The organism is Aliidongia dinghuensis (assembly GCF_014643535.1).
Classification (GTDB): Bacteria; Pseudomonadota; Alphaproteobacteria; order ATCC43930; family CGMCC-115725; genus Aliidongia; species Aliidongia dinghuensis.
The window spans coordinates 89,037-114,744 of record NZ_BMJQ01000003.1 but is presented as its reverse complement, the minus strand read 5'-3'; the positions used below and the strand labels follow the sequence as shown (position 1 = coordinate 114,744).

Annotated in this window: 24 protein-coding genes and 1 tRNA gene; 15 read left to right on the top strand and 10 right to left on the bottom strand. The window is 67.3% G+C overall.

All coding sequences use genetic code 11. The features are described from left to right. The first annotated feature begins 73 nt into the window (after nt 1-73). Nucleotides 74-1,501: an alkaline phosphatase family protein gene (locus IEY58_RS06515; RefSeq protein WP_189043797.1), complete on the top strand. Its 1,428-nt coding sequence runs from the start codon at nt 74-76 to the stop codon at nt 1,499-1,501. Nucleotides 1,502-1,544: 43 nt separating this feature from the next. Here IEY58_RS06515 and gltB read toward each other — a convergent pair whose 3' ends face one another. The 3 genes from gltB to IEY58_RS06500 all read right to left on the bottom strand — a co-directional run bounded on the left by gltB (nt 1,545) and on the right by IEY58_RS06500 (nt 8,969). Then, the gene (gene gltB, locus IEY58_RS06510) at nt 1,545-6,113 is read right to left on the bottom strand and encodes a glutamate synthase large subunit (RefSeq protein WP_229743533.1); all 4,569 of its coding nucleotides are present in this window, start codon (nt 6,111-6,113) and stop codon (nt 1,545-1,547) included. A 14-nt stretch (nt 6,114-6,127) separates the two neighbouring features. Continuing rightward, the gene (locus tag IEY58_RS06505; RefSeq protein ID WP_189043795.1) at nt 6,128-7,558 is read right to left on the bottom strand and encodes an NAD(P)-dependent oxidoreductase; all 1,431 of its coding nucleotides are present in this window, start codon (nt 7,556-7,558) and stop codon (nt 6,128-6,130) included. A gap of 382 nt (nt 7,559-7,940) precedes the next feature. Then, the gene (locus tag IEY58_RS06500) at nt 7,941-8,969 is read right to left on the bottom strand and encodes an aspartyl protease family protein (RefSeq protein ID WP_189043793.1); all 1,029 of its coding nucleotides are present in this window, start codon (nt 8,967-8,969) and stop codon (nt 7,941-7,943) included. Between the two features lie 166 nt (nt 8,970-9,135). Here IEY58_RS06500 and IEY58_RS06495 point away from each other — a divergent pair, with 166 nt between their 5' ends. Next, nucleotides 9,136-9,438 (top strand): helix-turn-helix domain-containing protein, encoded by a 303-nt coding sequence (locus tag IEY58_RS06495; protein ID WP_229743532.1) that lies wholly within the window; start codon nt 9,136-9,138, stop codon nt 9,436-9,438. 50 nt (nt 9,439-9,488) lie between these two features. Here the strand turns inward: IEY58_RS06495 and IEY58_RS06490 are convergent, their stop codons facing one another. Next, nucleotides 9,489-10,478: an aspartyl protease family protein gene (locus IEY58_RS06490; RefSeq protein WP_189043792.1), complete on the bottom strand. Its 990-nt coding sequence runs from the start codon at nt 10,476-10,478 to the stop codon at nt 9,489-9,491. Nucleotides 10,479-10,691: 213 nt separating this feature from the next. On the opposite strand from IEY58_RS06490, the gene IEY58_RS06485 reads away from it, so the two are divergent. Both IEY58_RS06485 and IEY58_RS06480 read left to right on the top strand, forming a co-directional pair. Continuing rightward, the gene (locus tag IEY58_RS06485) at nt 10,692-11,618 is read left to right on the top strand and encodes a LysR family transcriptional regulator (RefSeq protein ID WP_189043790.1); all 927 of its coding nucleotides are present in this window, start codon (nt 10,692-10,694) and stop codon (nt 11,616-11,618) included. 94 nt (nt 11,619-11,712) lie between these two features. Then, the gene (locus IEY58_RS06480; RefSeq protein ID WP_229743531.1) at nt 11,713-12,297 is read left to right on the top strand and encodes a TIGR00645 family protein; all 585 of its coding nucleotides are present in this window, start codon (nt 11,713-11,715) and stop codon (nt 12,295-12,297) included. Between the two features lie 17 nt (nt 12,298-12,314). Here the strand turns inward: IEY58_RS06480 and IEY58_RS06475 are convergent, their stop codons facing one another. Beyond that, nucleotides 12,315-13,271: a complex I NDUFA9 subunit family protein gene (locus IEY58_RS06475; RefSeq protein WP_189043788.1), complete on the bottom strand. Its 957-nt coding sequence runs from the start codon at nt 13,269-13,271 to the stop codon at nt 12,315-12,317. 202 nt (nt 13,272-13,473) lie between these two features. On the opposite strand from IEY58_RS06475, the gene IEY58_RS06470 reads away from it, so the two are divergent. The 9 genes from IEY58_RS06470 (at nt 13,474) to IEY58_RS06430 (ending at nt 19,501) form a co-directional block, all read left to right on the top strand. Beyond that, nucleotides 13,474-13,560 (top strand) — tRNA-Leu (locus IEY58_RS06470). A gap of 70 nt (nt 13,561-13,630) precedes the next feature. Next, nucleotides 13,631-14,251, top strand: coding sequence for a ribonuclease D (locus IEY58_RS06465; RefSeq protein WP_229743530.1), 621 nt, complete (start codon nt 13,631-13,633; stop codon nt 14,249-14,251). 156 nt (nt 14,252-14,407) lie between these two features. Then, complete coding sequence (gene rpmH, locus IEY58_RS06460) at nt 14,408-14,542, top strand: 50S ribosomal protein L34 (RefSeq protein ID WP_189043784.1); 135 nt, start codon at nt 14,408-14,410, stop codon at nt 14,540-14,542. 21 nt (nt 14,543-14,563) lie between these two features. Continuing rightward, nucleotides 14,564-14,956 (top strand): ribonuclease P protein component, encoded by a 393-nt coding sequence (rnpA, locus tag IEY58_RS06455; RefSeq protein ID WP_189043782.1) that lies wholly within the window; start codon nt 14,564-14,566, stop codon nt 14,954-14,956. Nucleotides 14,957-14,967: 11 nt separating this feature from the next. Next, nucleotides 14,968-15,228, top strand: coding sequence for a membrane protein insertion efficiency factor YidD (gene yidD / locus IEY58_RS06450; RefSeq protein ID WP_189043780.1), 261 nt, complete (start codon nt 14,968-14,970; stop codon nt 15,226-15,228). Nucleotides 15,229-15,260: 32 nt separating this feature from the next. Next, entirely contained in the window at nt 15,261-16,994 is a 1,734-nt protein-coding gene (gene yidC, locus IEY58_RS06445; protein ID WP_189043778.1) for a membrane protein insertase YidC, read from the top strand. After that, entirely contained in the window at nt 16,987-17,667 is a 681-nt protein-coding gene (gene yihA, locus IEY58_RS06440) for a ribosome biogenesis GTP-binding protein YihA/YsxC (protein WP_189043776.1), read from the top strand. The genes yidC and yihA overlap by 8 nt, the downstream gene beginning before the upstream one ends. A gap of 41 nt (nt 17,668-17,708) precedes the next feature. Next, a complete protein-coding gene (gene argB / locus IEY58_RS06435; protein WP_189043774.1) occupies nt 17,709-18,602 on the top strand; it encodes an acetylglutamate kinase in 894 nt (297 codons plus the stop codon). A gap of 14 nt (nt 18,603-18,616) precedes the next feature. After that, nucleotides 18,617-19,501 carry an MBL fold metallo-hydrolase gene (locus tag IEY58_RS06430; RefSeq protein WP_189043772.1) on the top strand — a complete coding sequence of 295 codons (885 nt, stop codon included), beginning with the start codon at nt 18,617-18,619 and terminating at the stop codon, nt 19,499-19,501. Here IEY58_RS06430 and IEY58_RS06425 read toward each other — a convergent pair. The 5 genes from IEY58_RS06425 to IEY58_RS06405 all read right to left on the bottom strand — a co-directional run bounded on the left by IEY58_RS06425 (nt 19,498) and on the right by IEY58_RS06405 (nt 23,779). Next, a complete protein-coding gene (locus IEY58_RS06425) occupies nt 19,498-20,589 on the bottom strand; it encodes a WD40/YVTN/BNR-like repeat-containing protein (protein WP_189043770.1) in 1,092 nt (363 codons plus the stop codon). The genes IEY58_RS06430 and IEY58_RS06425 overlap by 4 nt on opposite strands. 14 nt (nt 20,590-20,603) lie before the next feature. Beyond that, a complete protein-coding gene (locus tag IEY58_RS06420) occupies nt 20,604-20,861 on the bottom strand; it encodes a MoaD/ThiS family protein (RefSeq protein ID WP_189043769.1) in 258 nt (85 codons plus the stop codon). An 81-nt stretch (nt 20,862-20,942) separates the two neighbouring features. Further along, nucleotides 20,943-21,869 carry a methyltransferase domain-containing protein gene (locus IEY58_RS06415; protein WP_189043767.1) on the bottom strand — a complete coding sequence of 309 codons (927 nt, stop codon included), beginning with the start codon at nt 21,867-21,869 and terminating at the stop codon, nt 20,943-20,945. Between the two features lie 163 nt (nt 21,870-22,032). Further along, on the bottom strand, nt 22,033-23,334 hold the full coding sequence (locus IEY58_RS06410) for a DUF2336 domain-containing protein (protein ID WP_189043765.1): 1,302 nt from the start codon (nt 23,332-23,334) through the stop codon (nt 22,033-22,035). Nucleotides 23,335-23,425: 91 nt separating this feature from the next. Beyond that, the gene (locus IEY58_RS06405) at nt 23,426-23,779 is read right to left on the bottom strand and encodes a cupin domain-containing protein (RefSeq protein ID WP_189043763.1); all 354 of its coding nucleotides are present in this window, start codon (nt 23,777-23,779) and stop codon (nt 23,426-23,428) included. A 180-nt stretch (nt 23,780-23,959) separates the two neighbouring features. Here IEY58_RS06405 and cobD point away from each other — a divergent pair, with 180 nt between their 5' ends. Both cobD and IEY58_RS06395 read left to right on the top strand, forming a co-directional pair. Next, nucleotides 23,960-24,967, top strand: a complete 1,008-nt coding sequence (gene cobD, locus IEY58_RS06400) for a threonine-phosphate decarboxylase CobD (RefSeq protein ID WP_189043761.1) — start codon at nt 23,960-23,962, stop codon at nt 24,965-24,967. A gap of 8 nt (nt 24,968-24,975) precedes the next feature. Then, nucleotides 24,976-25,686, top strand: coding sequence for a pyrimidine 5'-nucleotidase (locus IEY58_RS06395; protein WP_189043759.1), 711 nt, complete (start codon nt 24,976-24,978; stop codon nt 25,684-25,686). The last annotated feature ends 22 nt before the right edge of the window (nt 25,687-25,708 follow it).

Sequence of the window (25,708 nt, the reverse complement as noted above, 5' to 3'; positions counted from 1 at the left end):
CATGATAGCGTGTAGTCAATTCCGCGATGCACGCAAATCTAGTGTTCGGTTGTTTCCCCGGGGGGAGTCAGCGATGCCGCCTCAGATAGACCATGTCGTCGTTCTCATGCTCGAGAACCGGTCGTTCGACTGCATGCTGGGCTGGCTGAAGCCCGGCGATCCTGATTACCGCGGCCTGACCGGCGACGAAACCAATCCGCAGCCGGGCGCGGGGCTGCCGCCGGTGCCGGTCTGGAACCAGCCGGGCACCGATCCCGCGACCATGTCCATCCCGAATCCCGATCCGGGCGAGTTCTTTGCCCAAGATATGAACGTCCAGCTGTTCGGCGCTGGGCAGCCGACGACCGGCACGCCCAAGATGGACGGGTTCGTCATCAACTATGCGGGGCAGAGCGGCGTCGCTGCTGCCAATATCAACGCCGTGATGCACTACTTCACGCCCGACCAGGTGCCGGTCATCAGCGCGCTTGCGAACGCGTTCGGCGTTTCCGACACCTGGCACGCGTCGGCGCCGTGCCAGACCTGGCCGAACCGGTTCTTCGTCCACACCGCGACCGCCGCCGGCTACGTCAACAACCTGCCGCCGCATTTCCCCTACTGCATGAAATCGATCTACGAGCTCTTGGACGAGAAACAGAAGAGCTGGCGGATCTATTTCCACGACATGCCGCAATCGGCGACGCTCGCGAACGTCTGGGAGTCGGGCGCGCTCAACTTCCGGCCGTTCGAGGAGGAATTCGTCAAGGATGCCGCGGCCGGAAACCTGCCGAATTACAGCTTCATCGAGCCGCGCTATCTCTCGAGCAGCCTGCTGCAGCTCATTGCGAACGACGAGCATCCGCCGCACAATGTGCATTACGGCGAGCAGCTGATCGCCACGGTCTACAACGCCTTGCGCAGCGGCCCGAATTGGGAAAGCACGCTGTTCATCGTGACCTATGACGAGCACGGCGGCTGCTACGACCATGTGGCGCCGCCGGAAGCGCCTCCGCCGGGCGGTCCGACGCCGGACGGCTTCGCCTTCGACCGCTACGGCGTCCGCGTCCCGGCCGTGATCGTATCGCCCTATATCCCGGCCGGCTCGATCGTGCGGCCGACAAGCGGAACGCTGCCGTTCGACCACTCGTCGATCATCAAGACGCTGACCAACCTATGGGGCTTGAGCGGACCCTTGACCGGGCGCGATGCGGCGGCGCCAGACCTCCTGGGCGCGCTCAGCCTCGCCGAGCCAACCAACGGCGGCCCCGAGACGATCACGCCGCCCGACCTCGTGCCGAGCGCCGGCGAAATCGCCGAAGCGGTGCAGCGGCCGACGAACGATCTGCAGAAGAGCCTGTGCGCGCTCGCAGCCCATCTGCCGCCCACCTCGACGCCGATCCCCGACTATATCGCGGACCTGGAAAAGCAGGCGATCGCGCCGACGGCGCCGGCGTGCGAGACCGTCGAGGCGGCGGGCAGCTATATCGAGGCCCAGGTGAAGGCGTTCATCGGGACGCTGTGAGGAAACGGGCGATGGGGTGCACCCATCGCCCGTTTCGCCTCGGTTACTCCGCCGCGACCGCCGAGACCGGCTGCTCCAGCCGGTGCAGCATCTCCTTGGGCACGACGTGCCAGAAGTGGCTGAGCTCGCGGGCCCAGTCGTTCAGGATCTGCTCGGCGAAGCGCGACTGGGTCTCCGTCACGTGGGTGCGGATCAGGCTTTCGAGCACCGTCGCCCAATGCTCGGTCTCGATCCGATGCAGCCCGATCGTCTCCGGGTTGATCAGGCTCGAGAGCCGGTTCTGCGGGTCGTAGACGAAGGCCATGCCGCCGGTCATGCCGGCGCCGAAATTCTCGCCGACCCGGCCCAGGATGACCGCGACCCCGCCGGTCATGTACTCGCAGCCGTTGGAGCCGCAGCCCTCGACCACGACCTCGGCACCCGAGTTGCGCACGGCGAAGCGCTCGCCGGCCTGGCCCGCCGCGAATAGGCGACCGGAGGTGGCACCATAGAGCACCGTATTGCCGATGATCGTGTTCTCGTTGGTCGCGAGCGGGCTCGAGGTCATCGGCCGGATGACGATCGTGCCGCCCGAGAGGCCCTTGCCGACATAGTCGTTGGCGTCACCGACCACTTCGAGCTTCAGGCCCTGCACCGCGAAGGCGCCCAGCGACTGGCCGGCCGAGCCGCGGAGCCGGACCGTGATATGGCCCGGCTGCAGCCCGGTCTGGCCGAACTTGCGGGTGATCATCGAGGACAGCCGCGTGCCGATGGCGCGCTGGGTGTTCCGCGTGTTGTAGGTCAGCTGCATCTTCTCGCCGAGCTCGAACAGCGCCTTGGCGTCCTGCAGCATCTGGGCGTCGAGCGTGTCCGGCACCTCGTTGCGGCCCTCGAGCGTGCAGTAGCGCGGATAGTCGCCCGGGTCGGCCTGGGACAGGATCGGGTTCAGGTCCAGGTCGTCGAGATGCGCCCAGCCGCGGTTGACCTGCGCTAGCAGGTCGGTGCGGCCGATGATCTCGTTCAGCGAGCGGGCGCCGAGCGAGGCCAGGATCTCGCGCACCTCTTCGGCGACGAAGCTGAACAGGTTCACGACCTTTTCCGGCGAGCCCTCGAACTTCTCGCGCAGCGCCGGGTCCTGGGTGCAGATGCCGACAGGGCAGGTGTTGGAGTGGCACTGCCGCACCAGGATGCAGCCCATGGCGACGAGCGAGGCCGTGCCGAGGCCGAATTCCTCGGCACCCAGCATGGCGGCGATCACCACGTCGCGGCCGGTCTTGATGCCGCCGTCGGTGCGCAGTCGCACGCGATGCCTGAGCCGGTTCAGCACCAGCACCTGGTGCGCCTCGGCCAGGCCCATCTCCCACGGAATGCCGGCATGCTTGATCGAGCTCTGCGGGCTGGCGCCGGTGCCGCCGGTGTGGCCCGAGATCAGGATGACGTCGGCCTTGGCCTTGGCGACGCCGGCCGCAATCGTGCCGATGCCGGAGCGGGCGACCAGCTTGACCGTGACCTTGGCGTCCGGGTTGATCTGCTTCAGGTCGTAGATGAGCTGCGCCAGATCCTCGATCGAATAGATGTCGTGATGCGGCGGCGGCGAGATGAGCGCCACGCCCTCGGTCGCGTGCCGGAGCTTTGCGATCATGCTGTCGACCTTGAAGCCGGGCAACTGGCCGCCTTCGCCGGGCTTGGCGCCCTGGGCAACTTTGATCTCGAGCTCGCGGCAGTTGTTGAGATACTCGGCCGTGACGCCGAACCGGGCGGACGCCACCTGCTTGATCGCGGACGCGGCATTGTCGCCGTTGAGCCGCGGCTTGTAGCGTGCCGGATCCTCGCCGCCTTCACCCGAGTCCGACTTGGCGCCGATCCGGTTCATGGCGATCGACAGCGTCTCGTGCGCCTCAGGCCCCAGCGCGCCCAGCGAGATGCCGGGCGAGACCAGGCGCTTCCTGATCTCGGTGATCGATTCGACCTCGTCGAGCGAGACCGCCGGCTGCTTGTAGTTGAAGTCGAGCAAGTCGCGCAGGTTGATCGGCGGCTGCTTGCGGATCGCCTCGCTGTATTTCTTGAAGGTCGCGTAGGAATCCTTGGCGACCGCGGTCTGCAGCAGGTGGATCATGTTGCCTTCGAAGGCATGCTTCTCGCCGCCGCGCCGGTAGCGGTAGAAGCCGCCGACCGGGAGCGCGATGAAGTCCTCGGCATAGGCGCGCATATGCGCCTCGAGCGTCTTCAACTGGATGCCCTGGAGGCCGATGCCCGAGATCTTCGAGGTCATGCCCGGGAAGAATTCGGCGACGAGCGAGCGCGAGAGCCCGACCGCCTCGAAATTATAGGCGCCGCGGTATGAGGAGATGACCGCGATGCCCATCTTGGACATGATCTTCAAGAGCCCGTCGTCGAGCGCCTTCTTGTAGCGGGCGAGCGCATCCTCGAGCCGGATGTTGGGCAAGAGGCCGCGGCGATGCCGGTCGGCGATCGTCTCCTCGGCCAGATAGGCGTTGACCGTCGTGGCGCCGACGCCGATCAGCACGGCGAAATAATGCACGTCGAGGCATTCGGCCGAGCGGACGGTGAGCGACGTGAAGGTGCGGAGCTGCTGGCGCACCAGATGGCTGTGCACGGCGCCGGTCGCGAGGATCATCGGGATCGCGGCCCGGCCGGCGCTCGTCGCCTTGTCGGACAGAATGACGTGGTTGCAGCCGCCGCGCACCGCGTCCTCGGCCTCGCGCTCGATCCGCTCGATCGCGTCGCGCAGCACCTTCTCGCTCGAGGTGGCGCCGTCCGTCGGCACCTCGAACGTGCAATCGATCTCGGTCGCCGACGCGCCCATGTAGTCGCGCATCGCCTTGAATTCGGCGTTGGTCAGCACCGGCGAGGCCAGCTGCAGCAGCCGGCACTGGCTCGCGTCCTCGTCGAGGATGTTGCCGAGGTTGCCGAGGCGCGTGATGAGCGTCATGACCCGCCGCTCCCTGAGCGAGTCGATCGGCGGATTGGTCACCTGGCTGAAATTCTGCCGGAAGAAATGATGCAGCCCGCGGTACTGGTCGGACAGCACGGCGAGCGGCGTGTCGTCGCCCATGGATCCCACCGCTTCCTTGCCCTCCTCGGTCATGGGCTGCAGGATCAGCTCCAGATCCTCCATCGACCAGCCCATGGCAACCTGGCGCCGGCGCAGCTCGTCGCCGTCGAACTCCGCCGCCTCGGGGCCGCCCTGCTTGATCAGGCTGTCGAGCACGGTGATGTTCTTGACCCACTGCGAGAACGGCCGGTCCTGGCACATCAGGTCCTTGAGCGCGTCGTCGCGGTAGAGCTTGCCGCTACGCAGGTCGACGCCCAGCATCTGGCCGGGCCCAAGCCGGCCCTTCTCGACGATGTTCGCCTCCTCGACGCGCACCATGCCGGTCTCGGACCCGGTGATGAGCAGCCCGTCCGTCGTGATGCAATAGCGCATCGGCCGGAGCCCGTTGCGGTCGGTCGCCCCCAGCACCCAGCGGCCGTCGGTCATGGCGAGCGCCGCCGGACCGTCCCACGGCTCCATCACGGAATTGCAGTAGGAATAGAGGTCGCGATGCGCCTTCGGCATCTGCTCGCGCCCCGACCAGGCTTCCGGCACCATCAGCGCCTTGACCATCGGCAGCGGCCGGCCCGAGCGCGACAGCAGCTCGAACACATTGTCGAGCGCCGCCGAGTCAGAGCCCGCGGCCTGGACGACTGGCTTGATGTCCTCGATGTAGCCCTCGAACGCCGGGCTCGCCATGCGCGTCTCGTGGCTCTTCATCCAGTTGACGTTGCCGCGTAGCGTGTTGATCTCGCCGTTGTGCGCCAGCATGCGGAACGGCTGGGCCAGGGGCCAGGTCGGGAATGTGTTGGTCGAATAGCGCTGGTGATAGATCGCGAAGGCGGATTCGAAGCGCGGGTCCAACAGGTCCGGATAGAAGGCGGTCACCTGCTCCGCCAGGAACATGCCCTTGTAGATGACCGAGTTGGCGCTCAAGGAGCAGATGTAGAAGTCGCGCAATTGGTCGGCGATCACCCGCTTCTCGATGCGCCGGCGCAGGATATAGAGGTCGCGCTCGAACTCCTCGGCGCTGGTGCCCTTCGGGTTGCCGATGATGATCTGCTCGATCTCGGGCCGGGTCGCGTTCGCCTTCTCGCCGATGACGTCGATGTTCACCGGCACCTGGCGCCAGCCGTAGATGGCGTAGCCGAAGGCCAGGATCTCGGTCTCGACGATGGCGCGGGCGCGCTCCTGGCCGTCGAGGTCGGTGCGCGGCAGGAACACCATGCCGACGGCGAGCGGCAGGTCGCGCGCCTCGCTCGAGCCGGAGCGGGCGACGTGCGCGCGGAAGAACGCGTCGGGGATCTGGACATGGATGCCGGCGCCGTCGCCGGTCTTGCCGTCGGCGTCGACGGCGCCGCGATGCCAGATCGCCTTCAGCGCCTGGATCGCCGCCTCGACGACGGCGCGCCGGGGCTTGCCGTCGATGGCCGCGACGAGGCCGACACCGCAGGCGTCGTGCTCGTCCTTGGGGTCGTAGAGCCCGTCGGCGGCGAGCCGCGCGGCATTGAGCTGATAATTGAGCGCGAAGGCCTCGCCGCTTTCGATGCCGGACATCGGGTCGATCTCATGGGACATGGGGGCGGGCTCCTTCACTCGGCGGCGGCGACGGCCGCGCCCTGCTTGTCGAGGATGTAGCGGGCGATCGACTGGGCGGCGTCGCGGCCGTCGCGGATCGCCCAGACGACGAGCGACGCGCCGCGCACGATGTCGCCGGCGGCGAACACGCCGTCGATGCTGGTCATGAGCGTGCGATGGTCGACCTTGATCGTGCCCCAGCGGCTCACCGCCAGCTCCGGCGCCTGGAACAGCGTCGGCACGTCTTCCGGGTCGAAGCCCAGTGCCTTGATCACGAGATCGGCCTCGATCGTGACGGCACTGCCCTCGACCGTCTGCGGGATCTGCCGGCCCGAGGAGTCCGCGACGCCCAGGTGGATCGAGTGGGCGCGCACACCCGTTACCGTGCCGTTGCCGAGGAACGCGTCGGGCGCGGTCAGCCAGACGAACTCGACGCCTTCCTCTTCAGCGTGACTCACCTCGCGCTGCGAGCCCGGCATGTTGCGGCGGTCGCGGCGATAAAGGCACTTCACCGACTTCGCACCCTGGCGCACCGCGGTGCGCACGCAGTCCATCGCCGTGTCGCCGCCGCCGATGACGACGACATGCTTGCCGGTGGCGTCGAGGCCCATCTCGTCGACCGCGTCGCCGAGGCCGCGCCGGTTGCTCGCGGTCAGGAAGTCAAGGGCGGCGACGATGCCGTCCTGGCCGGCGCCCGGCGCCAGGAAGTCGCGCGCCTTGTAGACGCCGGTCGCGATCAGGATCGCGTCATGTTCGGCGCGAAGCTCGCTCAGCGTCTTGTCGCGGCCGACCTCGAAATTGAGGTGGAACGTGATGCCGGCGGCCTCCAGCAGTTCGTGGCGGCGGCCGACCACGGCCTTGTCGAGCTTGAAGTTCGGGATGCCGTAGATCATCAGGCCGCCGACCCGGTCGTAGCGGTCGTAGACATGGACCGCGAAACCCTTGCGCCGGAGCTCCATGGCGGCGGCGAGGCCGCCCGGGCCGGCGCCGATGATGCCGACCGAGAATCCCAGCTCGCGCTTCGGTGCGGGCGGCTTGACCCAGCCGCGCTCCCACGCCGTGTCGGTGATGAATTTCTCGACCGAGCCGATCGTAACGGAATCGAAGCCCTTCTCGATGACGCAATTGCCTTCGCAGAGGCGGTCCTGCGGGCAGATGCGGCCGCAGATCTCGGGGAAATTGTTGGTCGCCGACGAGATCTCGTAGGCCTCCTCGAGCCGCCCCTCGGCGGTCAGCATCAGCCAGTCGGGGATGTTGTTATGCAGCGGGCAATGCACCTGGCAGAACGGCACGCCGCATTGCGAGCAGCGCGACGCCTGGGTGCGGGCCGCATCCGGCGCGAAGGCGGCATAGATCTCGTCGAAATCGTGGCGGCGCTCCTCGGCCGTCCGCTTGTCCGGATTGGCCTGCTCGATCCGGGTGAACTGCAACAACTTCTGCGCCATGGGGCCGCTCCGATACGCGCTCGAGGAACGCCCGTCGCGCTCACGGCCGGGCTCCACCGCATATACGGGAGCAAACCGGCGGCGACAAAGGGAAAATGGCCTGATAGATCCGGATCGGACCCGATTTTCTGCATTGTGGTGACGGTATAGCGCGGCCAATGCGACCGGAATCGCGAAATGATCTTCCAAAGAGTCCGAATCGGATATATTGGCGAGATGCGTCCCGATGTCCGGATATCCGGTAATTTTCTGCGGAAAGTTTGCGCTTGCGCGCAGCGAAACACCGATCGTTGCGCTAGCAAGAATGTGGCGCTGCGAAGCTCTCGGCATGAAAAAAGCCGACGCGTGGTCGGCCTTTCCGGCGAAGGAAGTGGCGAAAGGGCTACTGTCCGGCCGCCTGCTTCGGCGGTGCGATCGTGTAGTAGATCGCGTGCTCGCTGTACGCGAGGAAGAGGTGCAGCTTCTTCATGAAGTTCATGCCGATATAGACGTCCGGCTCGTCCTCCGAAGCTGCCTTTAGATGGCTGCCCAGTTTTTCGACGTGGGCCGCGGTATCGATCGGAATGATCTCCATCTTGGTGTTGTGGAGCGTGATCTCGCCGAATGTCAGCGTCTGGAAGACGTGCTCGTAGACATCAAGCTTCACGCCTTCGACGCCCATCGTGTGGCCAGTTTTCGGCGTATCGGGGGTGTCCGTCGAAATGTCGAGCCGCCCCCTGGCGGACGCCAGGCTCATGAAGGTCGTGGGCGCGCCGGTATCGAGGAGGGCGAGCATGCGCTGGCCGTCGACCGCGATCTCCATCAGCGGCCGATGCAGTATCCCCTGCTCGTAGCGGATCGGGCTCTTGAAGAATTCGGGCGCCCAATAGACTACGTTGCCCTCGCAATGGTCTTGCGAGAACAGGTTCATCTTGCCGCCGGCGAAATCGAATTCGACGTCATAGTTCTGCAGATAGTCCGCTCCGAACAGACCGACCCACCGGCCGTCGGTGCCATCGCCGCCGATCGGCATCAGCGCAAAATCCGCGTTGTGGCTGACGGCGTCGCCCAAGTGTAAGTCGCGCACGTGGGTCTTGTGGTCGAGGGCCCGGCCCGTCAGGCCGTAGTAGACGCCTTCCATGGTCTCGATCGGCATGCCCAGCCGCTCGGCGAACTTAATGCTGAGTGCGGACGTCGCGCCGCCGGTGTCGATCCTGAGCGTCGCGGGCGTGTCGTTGATCTTGACGCTGGCGACGACCGTGTTGGCCGGCGTTACTTCCGTCGGAATTGAGGCGACCAGCTTCAGCGCGCATTCGGTCGCGGCGAAACCCGGGTCCGCGCAAAAGGCGGCGGCACAGGCGGCGAGGCCGGCGAGGGGCCCGAAGAGGCGGTGCATGAGCATGTTCACGTTCTGGCTGATTCGAGTTGCCATTTTCTAGCACCGATTTAAGCGCGCGCCACCGGTCCGACACCGCGAGGAGGTCTTCCAAAGCCGGAAAGCCGTCTTCTAAGCTGGAGCCTCGGCTCTCGCCGACCCCGCGCGCCGGACCCTGCGGCTACGGGGCGAAGGCGGTTCCGGAAATGAAAGGCGCGAAAACGTGGATTGGAACGATATACGCCTGTTCCTGGCCGTAGCCCAGGCCGGCAGCTTGTCCGCGGCGGCGCGGCAGGAGCAGGTCGGCATCGCGACGGTCGGCCGGCGCGTCCATGCGCTCGAGGCGGCGCTGAGCGTCCGCCTGTTCGATCGGTTGCCCGAGGGCTATGCGTTGACGGCGGAGGGCCGTGATTTCGTGCCGATGGCTGAGGAGATGCACGCCACCGCCGAGGTGATGCGCCGGCGTGCCGATGCCGCGGAAGAGAGAGCGATCCGGTCCGTCCCAGTCGCATCTTCCGAAGCATAAAAAGGCCGGCGGATTGCCGGCCTTTTGGGCGAAGGAAGTGGTGGCTGGGGCTACTGCCCGGCTGCCTGCTTCGGCGATGCGATCGTGTAGTAGATCATGTTCTCGCTGTAAGCGATGTAGAGGTGCAGCTTCTTCAACAAATCCATGCCAATGTAGATGTCGGGTTGCTGTGTGTTGATTGAAATAAAATGGCTGCCAGTCGACTCGGAGTTGGCGGCAATATTGATCGATTCCACGCTGACGGTGGTGTTATGCAGCGTGATGTCACCAAAGGCGAGAGATTGGAATGTGTGGGAATACCGATCGGTGGTGCGACCGTCCGAATCGTGCCATGTGCCGCTCTTCGGCATTTCGGCCGAACCCGCGACGAGACCGAACCGGCTTTCCGCCACGGCTTGCCGCAGCACGTTCTTTGCATCGTCCGTCGAAATCATGCCGCGTAGCGACTGGCCGTCCGCCACGATGGTCATTTCAGGGCGACGCGCCAGGCCTGTGTTCGACAGAAAGATTGGCGACGCCAAATATTCCTTGGCCCAATAGGCGACCTGGCCTTTGCAATGGTTGCGATCGAAGAGATTGACCTTGCCGGCGGCGAGGTCGATGTCCACGTCGTAATTGGAGAGATAATCGGTTGCTAAGGTGCCGACCGGCTTCCCATCCACCCCATCATGGCCCTCCGGATAGATGACGAACGGTGCATCGGATGATAGCGCGTTGCCGAGGCGCATCGAGGAAATGCGGGTCTTCTGGTTCATCAGACGCCTGCCGGTCGAATAGACCTTGCCATTCATGTCGATGAGCGGCATGCCCGCCCGCTTCACGAACGCTTCGTCGATGCTGGAAACGTCGGATGCCGTTGCGAGCCACATTTTCACAGGCAGATCGTTGAGCGTCGCATCAACAGCGAGAGCGCCGTCGATGAGCGATGCCGACATGGAAGCGATTTGTTTCAGCGCGCAGTCGTCCGCTGCAAATGCGGTCGAGGCCAAAAAGGCGAAGGTTGTCGCGACGGTTGCGATCCGGATGCTGAAGGTGCGCATGTTTCTCGTCTAGGCTGTTGTTTAGTCAACTCTCTAGCACTGGTTCGATTGTCGTCGCTAGTGGGTGCCTTCACTGTTCCGATGGATTGTGCTGAAACGGCTTTCCGCATTTTTAAAGAAGCGCTCCCACCTAACGGGTTGGGCATTCTCCATTTGTCGACAGATCGCTCGCCGAATAGCGGCGAAAATGCAAATGGCTTAGGGATTTCAGTTTTGAAAAACCAACAACCCGATTGGAACGACATCCGCCTGTTCCTGGCCGTAGCCCAGGCCGGCAGCTTGTCCGCGGCGGCGCGGCAGGAGCGGGTCGGCATCGCGACGGTCGGCCGGCGCGTCCATGCGCTCGAGGAGGCGCTGGGCGTCCGCCTGTTCGATCGATTGCCCGAGGGCTATGCGCTGACGGCGGAGGGCCGCGATTTCGTGCCGATGGCGGAGGAGATGCGCGGTGCTGCCGAGGCGATGCGCCGGCGCTCCGATGCTGCGGGCGAGGAGGGTGGCACGGTCCGTCTCATCGCGAACGACTGGGATGCGGGCTTTCTCGCGAGCCGGTGGGCACAGCTCATGGCGGCGCTCCCGGGCATCAGCCTCGAAGTGGCCCAGTCGCACATGCCGACCAATCTCGCCCGGCGCGATGCCGATCTCGCGATCGTGACGACACTGCCGGCGACGGGCGAGCTCATCGCGCGCAAGCTCCGGCCGTTCGCCTATGGCGTCTATGGCGCGCGCCGCTTTCTCGAGGTCCGGCCCGAGGCGCGGGCAATGCCCACCGATCCCGCCTTAGCCGATCCGGCCTTGTGGGTCGGGCTCGACGGGCAGCACCAATATTTCCCGGTCGCCCGCTGGCTTGCCCGCCAGCTTGCAGCACCCGCCGCCGCCGGACGGACGAACAATCACCTGCTCGTGCGCGACCTGGTCGCGAGCGGGGCCGGCCTCGGCGTGCTCGCCTGCTTCGCCGGCGATGCCGATCCGACGCTCGAGCGCCTCGGGCCGCCGATCGCCGAATTGAGCGAGGATCGCTGGCTCCTCGTCCATGCGGATTTGAAGCGCGTGCCGCGCATCCGCCGGACGATCGATGCTCTGGCCCGGCTGTTCGACGACGCGGCGGCAGCCCTCGCCGGGCGCCTGGAGCGCGCGCCCTGATAAAGCCCTGCATCCTTCAAAAAATTGCCATGTGCCGGCTCTACCCGATGACCGTTCGTTGCCCCATTATTCGGGGCCGCAGCAACGATCGCGAGTGCTCCGTTCCATGGTGCAGAATTTCGAACGACTGACCACACCGCCCGGCGGCGCAGGCCTGAAGCCGCTTCCCGCGATCATCTTCAGCTCCCGCTGGCTGCAACTGCCGCTCTATATCGGCCTGATCGTGGCGCAGGCGGTCTATGCGGTGCTGTTTCTGAAGGAACTCTGGCACCTGGTCAGCCACGCGACCGTGTTCGGCGAACAGCAGATCATGCTGATCGTCCTGGGCCTGATCGACGTGGTCATGATCTCGAACCTGCTGATGATGGTGATCGTCGGCGGTTACGAGACCTTCGTCTCGCGCCTCAGGCTCGAAGGCCATCCGGACCAGCCGGAATGGCTCGATCATGTCAATGCCGGGGCGCTCAAGATCAAGCTGGCGATGGCGATCATCGGCATCTCGTCGATCCACCTGCTGCGCACTTTCATCGAGGTCGGCAACCTGGGCACGCCCGACAGCCCTTACACCTTGGCCGGCGTCATCATGCAGGCAACGATCCATGGCCTGTTCGTGCTGTCGGCGGTCGGCGTCGCCTTCATCGACCGGCTGTCGCAGTCGGCCGACCACACGCATTCCTGACCCATCGGGCAGACTCTTCAGGCCGGCTTCTGCCCGGCATGGCGGCCGCCGGTGCGGAACCGCTCCAGGTAGCTCTCGATGATGACCTCGGGTGCTGTGGGCGTGATGCCGAGGTCGGCCAGCGTCTTGGCGTCAGCCGAGACGACATTGTCGCGTTTCAGGAGCTTGACCTGGTCGCGCGTCAGCAACTGACCCGGCAGGTGCTCGAGGATGGCGGCCTGCAGGGTGGCGAGCCCGAACGGGATCGGGACGAGCGGGAAGCCCGGCCGGCCGATCTCGCGCAGCATCAACCGTATCAGCTCCTCGAACGTGTAGACGGTTGGACCGCCGAGCTCGTAGGTCTGGCCTGCGGCCGCAGGCTCGTCGATGGCGGCCATCGCCGCATCGGCGACGTCGCCGACATAGACCGGCTGGAACTTGGTCCGGCCGCCGCCGATGAGCGGCAGGAACGGCGAGAGGCGGGTCATGGCGGCGAATCGGTTGAAGAACTGATCCTCTGGTCCGAACACGATCGATGGGCGCAGAATGACGGCGCCGGGGCAGGCCGCCCGCACGGCCGCCTCGCCCGCCGCCTTCGATCGCCCGTAGGCCGCAGGGGAGGCTGGATCGGCGCCGATCGCCGATACGTGCAGAACGTGTCGGGCGCCCGCTGCGGCCGCGGTACGGGCGATGCGTCCGGCGCCCTCGTGCTGCACGGCCTCGAAGCGCTGCCGGCCGGATTCGGCCAGGATGCCCACAAGGTTGACCACCAGGTCCGCCTCCTGGACCGCGGCGGAGACGACGGCATCGTCCCGGATGTCGCCATCGACGAGGGCGATCTGGCCGACATCGCCCATCGGCTGCAGATAATTGCCACGCCAGGCGTGGCGACCGACCACGATCACGGTGGCCCCGCGCTGCGCCAGGCGCTTCACGATATAGCGGCCGATGAAGCCGGTGCCTCCGAAGACCGTCGCGCGGCGAATGGGAGCCATGTTCAGACCTCCTCGCGAGCTGCCGAATGGTGGAAATCATAACATGCAAAAAGGCTTGGCGATGCCTGGTGCCGCGAGATTCCGCGCCCGTCCGCTCCGAAGGTACCGTCAGAGGGCTCCGCTGGATGCGAGGCGATCTCGCGGGTAAAAAGTCTGGTTGACAAGGAGTCCGGGCTCCCTTATCACCCGGCTCCTCACCTGAGCCCAGGTGGCGGAATTGGTAGACGCGCTGGTTTCAGGTACCAGTGGGGGAAACCTCGTGGAAGTTCGAGTCTTCTCCTGGGCACCATAGTGATCCTCCCGTCCGTCCGATCCTCTTCGATGACGATCGGCGGACGGGGAGGGACCCTTCCCGCAGGATGCGCCCCGTGACCGTCACTTATCATCGCGGGGATCTGCCCGCGGGCCTCTCCTTCGGCAATATCGTTGCGATCGACACGGAAACCATGGGGCTAAACCCCTGGCGCGACCGGCTCTGCGTCGTGCAGCTGTCGGCCGGCGACGGCACGGCCCATATCGTCCATCTGCCGCTCGGCCAATATGACGCGCCCAACCTCAAGGCGCTCTTGACCGACCCCAACGTCACCAAGCTGTTCCATTTCGGCCGGTTCGACATCGCGGTGCTGAAGCAGTACCTGGGCGTCGTGACGGCGCCGGTCTATTGCACCAAGATCGCCTCCAAGCTGGTCCGGACCTTCACCGACCGGCACGGCTTGAAGGATCTGTGCAAGGAGCTGATCGGCGTCGAGCTGTCGAAGCAGCAGCAATCGTCCGACTGGGGCGCCGACGCGCTCAACGAGGAGCAGCTGAAATACGCCGCGTCCGACGTGCTCTATCTTCACCAGATGAAGGAGAAGCTCGACGAGATGCTGGCGCGCGAGGGGCGGACCGAGCTCGCGAACGCGTGCTTCGAGTTCCTGCCGGCGCGGGCGCTCCTGGACCTGGCCGGCTGGCCCGAGATCGACATCTTCGCCCACTGAAGCGGGGCGGACCGGCCGGAACCCTCTCGGGAGCCCTGCGCCTGAGGGGCAGAAGGTCTGTCTCTTTGCCGCAGCGCGGCGAATTGACTTAAGCCGGGCGCTCCTCTATAGACGGGCGCTCGAATTTTTGATGCCCAAGCGTTTGGAGTTCTCGTCGTGAAGCGCACCTATCAGCCCAGCAAGATCGTCCGCAAGCGGCGCCATGGCTTCCGTGCCCGCCTGGCCACGGTCGGCGGCCGCAAGGTGCTGGCCGCTCGTCGCTCCCGCGGCCGCAAGCGCCTGTCGGCCTAACGGCCGCTGCGGGCGGCCCCCATGCCCCGCACTCTCGGTCGGATGAGGGAGCGCAAGGATTTCCTGCGCGTCGCCGGCGAGAGGCGCAAATGGGTGGCACCCAGCCTCATCCTCCAGGTCGCGCCATCGGACGCGCCGGAGGTGGCCGGTCCCCATGCCGAGGGACGTCGCATCGGCTTCACCGCATCGAAGAAAGTCGGCAACGCCGTCGCCCGCAACCGCGCCAAGCGCCGTCTGCGTGCGGCGGCGCGCGCCTTGGTGGCCGAACATGGCCTGGCCGCGCACGATTTCGTGCTGATCGCGCGCCAGGAAACCGGCACGATCCGCTACGCGCAGTTGCTGGCCGAGCTTGAAAAGGCGCTTCGGCGGCTCAAAGTGTGGCGCGACGGCCCGACGGCGGCGCCGGGCGCTTGAGGCGAGGCATCATGGCGGATCTGTTGAGAGGGCTCATCTGGCTCTACCGCATGCTGATCTCGCCGCTGCTTGGGCCGAATTGCCGGTTCGAGCCCAGCTGCTCCGCCTATGCCATGGATGCGCTCGCGCGCCACGGCGCGTGGCACGGCAGTTTGCTGACCCTGCGTCGGCTCGGCCGCTGCCATCCGTGGGGCGGCAGCGGCTATGATCCGGTGCCCGAGGTTTTGCCCGCGCATCGGGCGCATCATTCTGGTTGTCGGCACGCCCGATAGGGCGGCGTGCCCTGAGAGGACCCATGCAGGGAATGGAGCAACGCAATCTAGTCGTCTTTATCGTGGTGGCTATCGCGATTCTGCTCGGCTCTCAGTATCTGCTGCCGCATCCGCAGCGCCCGGTGCAGACCACCCAGCAGGCGGCGCAGAACAGCGCTGCCAACGTCTCGCCGGCCGCGCCGTCGGAGTCCGCGGGCAACCAGCTGCCGAGCGCCGCGGCGGCGGCCGCCGCGACCGAGACGCGCGAGCAGGTGCTGCATGAGGCCACGCGCGTCGCGATCGACACGCCGCGCATGACCGGCTCCATCAACCTCAAGGGTGCGCGCTTCGACGACCTGACGCTCAAGGACTATCGCGAGACGATCGATCCGAAGAGCCCGGCGATCGTGCTGCTCTCGCCGTCGGGCGCGCCCAACGCCTATCGTGCGACCGAGGGCTGGGTCGCCAAGGATCCTGCCGTCAAGCTGCCGACCGACGACACGGTCTGGCAATCCTCGGGCGGCACGCTCACGCCCAAGACGCCGGTGACCCTCACCTGGGACAATGGCGCGGGGCTCACTTTCAAGCGCACGATCTCGGTCGACGAGAACTTCCTGTTCACGGTGAAGGATACGGTCGCGAACGCCGGTTCGACGCCGGTGACGCTCTATCCCTTTGGCTCGGTCGCGCGCACCGGCGAGCCCGAGGTGTCCTCGACCTGGGTCTCCTACGAGGGGCCGATCGGCGGCTACACCAGCGGCTCGGAAGAGGTCGGCTACAAGGACGTGGCGGCCGGCAAGGCCCAGCCCAAGGAGACGGTCGGCGGCTGGCTGGGCTTCTCCGACAAATACTGGCTGACCGCGGTCGCCCCGGACCAGAAGATGGCGATCACCGCGCGCTTCTCCCATTCCGGCAGCGGCGAGGCCCAGACGTTCCAGGCCGACTACCTGGGGGCCGAGGTCAGCGTGGCGCCCGGCGCCTCGATCGACAATACCGGCGTCCTCTTCGCCGGCGCCAAGGAAGTGAAGCTGCTCGACGCCTATACCAAGAGCGCGGGCCTGCCCAATTTCGACCGCGCCGTCGACTTCGGCTGGTTCTATTTCCTGACCAAGCCGATCTTCTATCTGCTCGACTGGCTCTATGCCCAGGTCGGCAACTTCGGCATCGCCATCCTGATGCTGACCGTCGTCATCAAGACCCTGTTCTTCCCGCTGGCCAACAAGGCCTTCAAGAGCATGGACAAGATGAAGCAGCTGCAGCCCGAGATGGCCAAGCTCAAGGAGCAGTGCGGCGACGACAAAGTGAAGCTGCAGCAGGAGACGATGGCGCTCTACAAGCGCATGGGCGTCAACCCGGTGGCCGGCTGCCTGCCCATGCTGCTGCAGATCCCGGTGTTCTTCTCGCTCTACAAGGTGCTCTACGTCACCATCGAGATGCGGCACGCGCCGTTCTTCGGCTGGATCCAGGACCTCTCGGCGCCCGATCCGACGACGCTCTTCAACCTGTTCGGCCTCATCCCCTGGACGCCGCCGCAGTTCCTGATGATCGGTGCCTGGCCGGCGATCTACTGCCTGACCATGCTGCTGCAGCAGCGCATGCAGCCGACGCCGCCCGACCCGACCCAGGCGCGCATGATGCAGCTGATGCCGTTCATCTTCACCTTCATGCTCGGCAAGTTCCCGGCCGGCCTGATGATCTACTATTCCTGGAACAACATCCTGACGGTCGGCCAGCAGCTGCTGATCCGGCGCCGGGCGGCGGCGTCCGCCATCCGCGCCAATGCCTGATCAGCCGATCCCTGATCAGGACGACGAGCTGCAGCCGTCGCCCGAAGCGCTCGACGTCGGGCGACGGCTGTTCGCCGCCGAGTGCAGCTTCACCAACGGCTCGACCCGGCTCGAGACGATTCCCGCGGCCGGCTTGCCCGAGGTCGCGTTCGCCGGCCGGTCGAACGTCGGCAAGTCAAGCCTGATCAACGCGCTCACCGGCCGCAACACGCTCGCGCGCACGTCGAACACGCCCGGCCGGACCCAACAGCTCAATTTCTTCGACCTGGGCCAGCGCCTCGTGCTGGTCGACATGCCCGGCTACGGCTACGCCAAGGCGCCGAAAACCCAGATCGCCGCCTGGACCGCGCTCGTGAACGATTTCCTCCGCGGGCGCGTGACGCTCCGGCGCGTCTGCGTGCTGATTGACTCGCGCCATGGCTTGAAGGACGTCGACGAGCCGGTCATGAAGATGCTCGACGAGGCCGCCGTCTCCTACCAGGTCGTGCTGACCAAGGCCGACAAGGTCCGGCCGAACGAGCTCGCGGCGCGGGTGCGCGAGATCGGCGCGGTGCTGGCGAAGCACACGGCGGCGCATCCGGTCATCCACGCGACCAGTGCGGAGGACGGTACCGGTATCGCCGTGCTGCGCTCGGCGCTCGGCGCGCTTGCAGCGGTAACCTCAGTCGGCTAATCGGTCCTGAACGAATCCTATCGAGGCTGGAGGGCCGCCCGATGATCAGTGAACAAGAGATCGTACTGAAGGCGGACATCCTGTCCGAGGCGCTGCCCTTCATGAAGCGCTACGCCGGCAAGACCGTCGTCGTGAAGTACGGCGGCCACGCCATGGGCGACACGGCGCTGGGCGCCCGCTTCGCGCGGGACGTCGTGCTCTTGAAGCAGATCGGCGTCAACGTCGTGGTCGTGCACGGCGGCGGGCCGCAGATCGGCCAGATGCTCGAGCGCCTGAAGATCAAGTCGTCGTTCATCGACGGCCTGCGCGTCACCGACAAGGAGACGGTCGATATCGTCGAGATGGTGCTGGCCGGCTCGATCAACAAAGAGATCGTCGGCCTCATCAACGCCGCGGGCGGCCGGGCGATCGGCCTCTCGGGCAAGGACGGCGGACTCATCCAGGCGAAGAAGCTCACCCGCACCAAGCGCGATCCCGAGAGCAACATCGAGCAGGTGCTGGACCTGGGCTTCGTCGGCGAGCCGACCGCGGTCAACGCCGAGGTGCTGTCGCTCCTGACCAAGGCGGACTTCATCCCGGTCGTGGCGCCGACCGGCCTCGGCGACGAGGGCGAGACCTACAACATCAACGCCGACACTTCGGCGGGCGCCGTCGCGGCCGCCTTGAAGGCGACGCGCCTCCTGATGCTGACCGACATCGCCGGCGTCATGGACCAGGACAAGAAGGTCATGCCGGAGATCACGGTCGCCCAGGCGCGCGCCATGATCGCCGACGGCACGATCTACGGCGGCATGATCCCGAAGATCGAGACCTGCCTCGACGCGGTCGAGAACGGCGTCGAGGCGGCGGTCATCCTCGACGGCCGCAAGGCGCATGCGATCCTGGTCGAGCTGTTCATCAGCTCCGGTGCCGGCACGCTGATTAGCAAGAAGTAGGCAGGAGCAACCTCGTGCACCGGCTCGGCTCGACCCTGCGGGTCGTCCGGCCGGCGCCGTGCGTCCTGGGCTTCTACGACGGGCGGATCGCCGGCGTGCGGGCGCATTCGGACGGGCCGAACTGGCTCGATGACGGCGCCTTTGCGCTCGGCATCTGCGCCTATGCCGTGGTCGACGGCGACGAGGCGCTGGTCTTCGACACGCATATCTCGCGCGCCCATGCGGCGATCATCCGCCGGACGCTCGAAGAGCAGGGCGTCACCCGGATCCGCGTGGCGCTCAGCCACTGGCATGCCGACCATATTGCCGGCAACGAGGTCTTCGCCGACTGCGAGATCATCGCGAACGAGTTGACCGCCCAGGCGCTCGAGGCGAACCGGGTCAAGCTCGAAACTCGAGACCCGCCGATCCGGCCGCTCGTCCTGCCGAACCGCCTGTTCGCGGGCACGCTGGCGCTGACGGTTGGCACGGTCGCGGTGGAGTTACGCCAGGTCGATATCCATAGCCATGACGGCACGGTGCTGTTTCTGCCTGAGACCGGCCTGCTGCTGGCCGGCGACGCGCTCGAGGACCCGGTGACTTATGTCGCCGAGCCGGCCCGGCTTTCCCATCACCTGGCCGATCTACGGCGCCTCGCGGGCTGGCCGATCGCGCGCATCCTGCCGAGCCACGGCGCGCTCGAGGTGATCGAGGCCGGCGGCTACGACAAGCGCTTCATCGAGGCGAGCCTGCGTTATGTCGAACGGCTCGAACGGTGCCGGGCCGCGCCTGAACTCGCCGACCCGGATCTGCGAACCTTCGCGGCCGACGCCTTCGCCGCCGGTGCGATCAGCTATTTTGCGCCCTACGAGGCGGTTCATCGCGCCAACCTCGCGGCGGTCGGCGCCGCGCGGGCTTAGGCCGCGAACTGCACGCTCGCGATCGGCGGCAGGCGGGCGTTCGCCAGCTGCCAGCGCTCGCCGCCGTCGGCACTCGTCCAGAGGCCGCCGGTGGTGGAGCCCATGGCAAGGGTGCGGCCGTCCGGTGCGACCGCGAGCCCGTGGCGATAGACCAGATCGAACGCCGGCGGCGCCGGCAACCCGTCGCCCAGCCGCTCGAAGCTGCGGCCGCCGTCGCGGGTGCGGGTCACGCAGAATTGCCCGTCGCTCGGGATGCGGCTCTCATCGCTTTCCGCCGGCACGAACCAGGCGATGTCCGGATCGTCCGGGTGGACCGCGACGGCGAAGCCGAAGTCCGGCACCGGCAGCCCGTCGAGCCGGACCCAGTTCCGTCCGCCGTCGTCAGAGCGGAAGATGCCGCAGTGATGCTGCATCCAGAGCCGGTCCGGTGCAGCGTCACAGCGCACGATGCGGTGCGGATCCTGGACCGCCGTATCCTCCTGGCGCGCTTCCGGCATATATGAGGCGACGAGGCCGGCGCCGCCCAGCTCCCAGTGGGCCCCCGCGTCGGGGCTGAGCCAGACGCCGCCGCAGGACACGCCCAGGACCAGGTGCCGGCGGTCGCGGGGGTCGGGCAGGATCGAATGGATGCCGGGCGCGTCGTAGCCGCCGCCGAACCACAGCTGCCGCGAATCCTCGCGCCACAGGCTCTCGACCAGCAGCCAGCTGGCGCCGCGGTCGGTCGAATGGAACAAGGCACCCGGAATCGTGCCGGCCCAGAGCTCGTCCGGTTCGGCACCCGGCTCGAGTGACCAGAGCAGCGACACGGACGGCGCCGGCTTGTCCGCGGCATCCGGCGGAAACCCGGCCGGAAAGGCCGGTGCCGGCAGTTCGGTCCAGTTGGCACCGCCATCGTCCGACCGATGCAGCTTGACGCCGAAATGGCCGTGGTTGAGCCCGGCATAGAGCGTGCCGTCGCGCGGATCATGAGTGGTGATCGTGACCGGTACGCCGGGGAAGGCGTGATGCCGGATGGTCCAATCCCCGGCAGTACCGGCCTCGAGGATGAACAGGCCTTTGCGGGTACCGACGAGCAGGGGCTGGTTCATGGTGTCGTCTCCGTTCAGCCGCCCGACAGCGCCTGCAGCACGGCGATCTCGGCCTTGGGCCCGACCGGGTCGGCGAGCCCGGCCCGCGTACCGTCGACGAACAGTGCGATGTGCCGGCGCAGCCGCCGCTGGTCGTCGAGGATGTAGCCTTCCAGCATCGGGTGGTGGGCAAAGACCGAGTCGAGCGCCTCCGCCACGGTCTTGCCGGCGGCTTCGACCGGGGAGGGTGGTGCCAAGCGCCTCAGATGCGCGGTGAAGAGGACCTGCGGCATGGCGCGAGCCTACGCCCGGCCATGCCGCCTGTCGAGCCGGCGCCGCCCCAGGGGTTGTGCCAGGGTGGCGCCGGCATCGCTTTATCGGATCGGCCGCTCGGGTACCCGTCCGACGACGATATAGAACAGGCCGCCGCCCGCCGCGTGGTAGCGCCGATCCGTGATCGCCTGATCGGCCGCGGCGGCGCTTGCCAGCATCATCTGCCAGCTCCGCTCGATCTCGGCCTCGTCGGCGCTGCCGGCCGCAAGGTCGGCGGCGAAGACGGCTCGGTCGTAAGGGCCGCTTCCCTCCGCCTGCCAGCGCGCGTGCGCCGCCAGCTGGGCCTGCTGCTCCGGTGCCGCGTAGGGCGGGACGAACGGCAGCGCGCAGTCGGCGACCCAGACCCGGATATCCTCGAGCCCGGCGCGGGCGAACAAGCCGGGCAACAGATCGCCCAGGTACTCGCAGCCGAGGCCCTGGCGCCGGCGGCCTTCGACGAGCCGGAGCGCCGCCGTTACTTCGGTGATGCGCTCATCGAGCGGCGTCTCGGGCGTGAGCGACGAGACGGCGATGCGGTTGAACAGGTTGTTCGGCTCGACCGCCACGACCTGGCCGCCGGGTCGCGTCACCCGCATCAGCTCGGCGATGGCCCGTTCCGGCTCGGCCAGGTGGATCAGCAGGGTCTGGCAGGTCGCGAGATCGACCGTGCCGTCACCGAGCGGCAGCGCCAGCGCGTCGCCTTCTGCGAAGCGCGCCGGCCGGTCCGGCCAGAGCCGGGCAAAGCGTGCGCGGGCGCCCGCGACATTCGTTGCGTCGCGGTCGATGCCGATGATCTGGGCGTCGGCCGGCACGTGGCGAGCCAACAGGCCGCACCAATGGCCGATGCCGCAGCCGATGTCGGCCAGCCTTGCCACCTGGTCGAGGCGCAGGCGCCGGGCGAGCAGTTCGAGATAGTCGTCGTTCCACCAATAATCCCGCTCCTCGCCGAAATAGGCGGCGGAGTGCGGAGCCGCAGAGCTGGCGCTCATGATCCAATCCTCAAAGACATAGGGAGGCATCCGCTGCAGGCGCGGACGCATCGGAATGACAAGGGGGAGGGAGCGGCTTACATGGCGGCGGAGTATAGCGGCCGGCCGTTCGCGCGCAAGTTGGCGAATGCGGTCAGAGGCCCTCCAATCAGATCCCCTCCAATCAGATCCCCTGGGGCACCAGCGTGCGGAAGAACTCGATCTGCCATTCGAGCTCGGCGGCGCTCAGCGGGAAGGTGCCGCCGCCACCGGCGACGAGCCGGGCCTTGGGCGGCAAGCGCGCCACGCGCAGCTGCAGCTGCAGCGACAGGCGCATGGTGAAGCCGGCTTTCCAGACGAGTGCCGTCAGCCCTTTGGCGCTGTGCGAGGCCAGGATCTTCGCGACCACTGCCGGCGGCAGCCTGGCGCGGAGCGACAGGGCTGCAATCAGGAACTCGCGGTCGGTGTCGAGCGCGTCCAGCACGGCCTCCTCGTTCAAGAGGCCGTTCGCATAGAGCCGCCGGGCACGTTCGACCGGATGGTTCTCATCGTGCGCGGTCATGATCGTCGCGGTCGGCCCGACGCCGGGCGTGGCCGCGCGCTCGTGGATGATGATCTCGATCGCGGCGTTGGTCTCCGGATCGAGGTCCGGCCGGCTGCGCAGGACCTGGACGAGCTTGTCGGCGACGAAGCTCGCGAGCCGGACGGCGGCACCGTCGGTGAGGTGCGGCCGCTCGACCAGCGGCTGATGCCAGCTTTCGTGCGGTGGTGCGCGATCGACGACCCTGTCGAGCGTTTCGGGGGCTAGCGTCGCCTGCTTGTTGGCGAGCAGGATCGCGACCGACGGCGCGCTGCCGTGCGTCACGACCGCCTCCGCCACGGCGGGGCCGATGGCCGGCCGCCTTGCCACGGCGCCGATCACCGCCTGGTCCGGCGCTTTCTCGACGATCTCGAGCAGGTCCTTGTCGGCGATCGGCCCGACGAAGCTCAAGGCCGGTACGGCGACGGTGCTCGTGCGGTCGCGGCCGAGCTCGGTCATCATCCGCGGCGGCACGGCGGCGATGCTGCGGGCGGTCTCGGCGACCAGCTGGCGCACGCGGGCGAGATCGTCGCGCGCGAGCGCTTCCATCACCTGCACGGTCAATTGCCAGATCTGCGCCGCCTCGTTGGTGCTCAGCTGCTGCGCCTGATGGGCGATCTTCTCGGCGATGAGCGTGCGGATCTCCGGCTGCTCGTCGAGCGCCAGCAGCAGGTCGGCCTGGCGCGGCGTGCGCGGATGGGCGGCAACGGCCGCGCGCACCGCGGGCATCCGGTCGCGCGCCAGGAAGAACAGCAGTTCCGGCGCCGCTTCCGGATCGAGGGCGACCGAGCGGCGAACGGCGGCGTCGCCGTGGCGCGCCAGTGCCTTCGCCTTGTCGAACGGGATGGAAACCGCCTGCCCGCCGCCCCGTCGTCCGAACAGTCGTGTGATGGCGTCGCGCAGCACCCGCGCATTCCCTCTCGCCGTTTCGGGGATTTTCCGGAACCGGAGGTCGATCACATCCCGGATCGCTCGCCCTTGCTTAGCGTGCCCGCGGTTAACCAGCTGTTAAGGGGATCGGCTCCGGGTCGACCAGCAGGAACGCGCCATGGCCGCCGGGCAGGATGGCATGGGGCACGCCGGCCGGGATCAGCTGGAAATCCCCGGCGGCCAGCCGGATCGGCGTGCGGTCCAGCGTGAGCGTGATCTCGCCGTCCAGCATCAAGAGGCCTTCGGCATAGTCCGGATGGGTTTCGGTCGGCAGCCCTGCGGGCTCGACGCGGAATAGCTTCAGGCCGATGTCCTGGATCTGCGCCAGACGCAGGCTGCGCCAGCCGTCGCCGAGGCCGGCCGCCAGTCGGGTGAGATCCCTGAACGTGGTCTCCCTGAACGTGGTCTCGGGCGTGCTCATTGGTCTTCTCCCCCCGCTGTGTCTCGCGACATAGATGACAGGCATTCGGGCGGGAAGCACAACCGACCGACGCGCAAGGCCGGATGCGGCCAACGCCCCTCGACAATCCCAGCGAAACCGTGAAGAACGGTCGGGCTCACCAGGAGGGCCCCAGGGATCTTGTCCGCCGACGCTGCTTCTATGCTGTATCATCCAGCCGTTGACCACGGCGGGGCGCTCGACCGTGCGATCGCCCGGTTCGGCGGCGTGCGCTCGGACTGGATCGATCTTTCGACCGGCATCAATCCTTGGCCCTATCCTGTGCCGGCGCTGCCGGCCGATGCCTGGACCCGGCTGCCGGACGAGCGCGGGCTCGCCGACCTCGCCGCCGCCGCGCGCGATTTCTACGGCGCGCCGGCCGAAGCGCCGCTCGTGGCGGCGCCCGGCTCCCAGGCGCTGATCCAGCTCCTGCCGCGCCTCGTGCCGCCGGGCGAGGTTGCAATCGTGGCGCCGACCTATGCCGAGCACGCCCGCTGCTGGGCGGTCGCCGGCCATCATGTGCGCACGATCGGCGCGGAGGCGCTGGAACGGGATCCGGCCGATGTGCTGGTCGTGGTCAACCCGAACAATCCCGACGGCTCCGTGCTGAGGCCGGGGCAGCTTGCGGCGCTTGCTCAGGCGCAGGCGGCGCGCGGCGGCCTGCTCGTCGTCGACGAGGCCTTCGCCGAGGTGGTGCCGGCGGCGAGTCTGACGCCTTGGGCCGGAATGCCGGGGCTCGTCCTCCTGCGCTCGTTCGGTAAGTTCTTCGGCCTGGCCGGCCTGCGTCTCGGCTTCGCATTCGGTCCGGCCGATCTGGTCCAGTGTATGAATGCCGCGTTCGGCCCCTGGGCAGTCGCCGGCCCGGCGCTCGCGGTCGGCCGGACGGCGCTGGCCGATCGCGCCTGGGCCGCGGCGACGCGATCCCGGCTCGCCGAGGCGGCGCGGGCGCATGATGACATCCTGTCGGCGGCCGGGCTCGCGCCTGCCGGCGGCACCGATCTCTTCCGGCTGGCGCGGTTTGCCGACGCCGGGCCGCTCGCCGACCGGCTCGGCCGGCACCATATCCTCGTCCGCCGCTTCATCGACCGGCCCGACCGGCTGCGCTTCGGCCTGCCGCCCGATGCGGCGGCTGAAGCCCGGCTCGTCGCCGCCCTTTGCAACAAGGATTGATCCCCGCGATGCCGCTGCCCCCACATGAGATCGAGGCCTGGGTGTTCGATCTCGACAACACGCTCTACCCGGCTGGATCGAACCTGTTCGCGCAGATCGCGGAGCGCATGAGCGAGTACATCATGCGGCTGCTCGGCGTCGACGCCGAGGCGGCGCTGGCCGAGCGCAAGCGCCTGTTCCAGGCCTATGGCACGACCATGCGCGGGCTCATGACCGAACATGCAATCGACCCGCATTCGTTTCTCGCCCATGTCCACGACATCGACCTCACGGTGATCGAGCCGGCGCCGGCGCTCGATGCGGCGCTCGACGGCCTGTCGGGCCGAAAGCTCGTCTTCACCAACGGCTCCGTCCGGCATGCCGAGCGCGTGCTGGAACGGCTCGGCATCGCCCGGCATTTCGAGGTGCTGTTCGACATCGCCGCCGCCGAGTTCCAGCCGAAGCCGCACCCGAGCGGCTATCAGAAGCTGATCGATCTGCATGCCGTGGTGCCGGCCCGGGCGGCCATGGTCGAAGACATGGCACGCAACCTGGAACCGGCGGCAGCACTCGGCATGCTGACGCTCTGGGTGCGCTCGCCGCTCGACTGGCAGCGGGAAGGGGCGGACGAGCCCTATGTGCATTACCAGACCGATGATCTGACCGGCTGGCTCGAGACCCACGGCCGCGGCTCTGGTGCGGCGCCAGATCGGGGTGGGCCTGCGTCGCGGCCGGGTTGACAGGCGCGCCGGCCGGCCGCCA

Coding starts and splice junctions, on each gene's coding strand:
- IEY58_RS06515 (WP_189043797.1), top strand. CDS start 74: ATGCCGCCTCAGATAGACCATGTCGTCGTTCTCATGCTCGAGAACCGG.
- gltB (WP_229743533.1), bottom strand. CDS start 6,113: ATGTCCCATGAGATCGACCCGATGTCCGGCATCGAAAGCGGCGAGGCC.
- IEY58_RS06505 (WP_189043795.1), bottom strand. CDS start 7,558: ATGGCGCAGAAGTTGTTGCAGTTCACCCGGATCGAGCAGGCCAATCCG.
- IEY58_RS06500 (WP_189043793.1), bottom strand. CDS start 8,969: ATGGCAACTCGAATCAGCCAGAACGTGAACATGCTCATGCACCGCCTC.
- IEY58_RS06490 (WP_189043792.1), bottom strand. CDS start 10,478: ATGCGCACCTTCAGCATCCGGATCGCAACCGTCGCGACAACCTTCGCC.
- IEY58_RS06475 (WP_189043788.1), bottom strand. CDS start 13,271: ATGGCTCCCATTCGCCGCGCGACGGTCTTCGGAGGCACCGGCTTCATC.
- IEY58_RS06465 (WP_229743530.1), top strand. CDS start 13,631: ATGCGCCCCGTGACCGTCACTTATCATCGCGGGGATCTGCCCGCGGGC.
- rnpA (WP_189043782.1), top strand. CDS start 14,564: ATGCCCCGCACTCTCGGTCGGATGAGGGAGCGCAAGGATTTCCTGCGC.
- yidD (WP_189043780.1), top strand. CDS start 14,968: ATGGCGGATCTGTTGAGAGGGCTCATCTGGCTCTACCGCATGCTGATC.
- yidC (WP_189043778.1), top strand. CDS start 15,261: ATGGAGCAACGCAATCTAGTCGTCTTTATCGTGGTGGCTATCGCGATT.
- yihA (WP_189043776.1), top strand. CDS start 16,987: ATGCCTGATCAGCCGATCCCTGATCAGGACGACGAGCTGCAGCCGTCG.
- argB (WP_189043774.1), top strand. CDS start 17,709: ATGATCAGTGAACAAGAGATCGTACTGAAGGCGGACATCCTGTCCGAG.
- IEY58_RS06425 (WP_189043770.1), bottom strand. CDS start 20,589: ATGAACCAGCCCCTGCTCGTCGGTACCCGCAAAGGCCTGTTCATCCTC.
- IEY58_RS06420 (WP_189043769.1), bottom strand. CDS start 20,861: ATGCCGCAGGTCCTCTTCACCGCGCATCTGAGGCGCTTGGCACCACCC.
- IEY58_RS06415 (WP_189043767.1), bottom strand. CDS start 21,869: ATGAGCGCCAGCTCTGCGGCTCCGCACTCCGCCGCCTATTTCGGCGAG.
- IEY58_RS06405 (WP_189043763.1), bottom strand. CDS start 23,779: ATGAGCACGCCCGAGACCACGTTCAGGGAGACCACGTTCAGGGATCTC.
- cobD (WP_189043761.1), top strand. CDS start 23,960: ATGCTGTATCATCCAGCCGTTGACCACGGCGGGGCGCTCGACCGTGCG.
- IEY58_RS06395 (WP_189043759.1), top strand. CDS start 24,976: ATGCCGCTGCCCCCACATGAGATCGAGGCCTGGGTGTTCGATCTCGAC.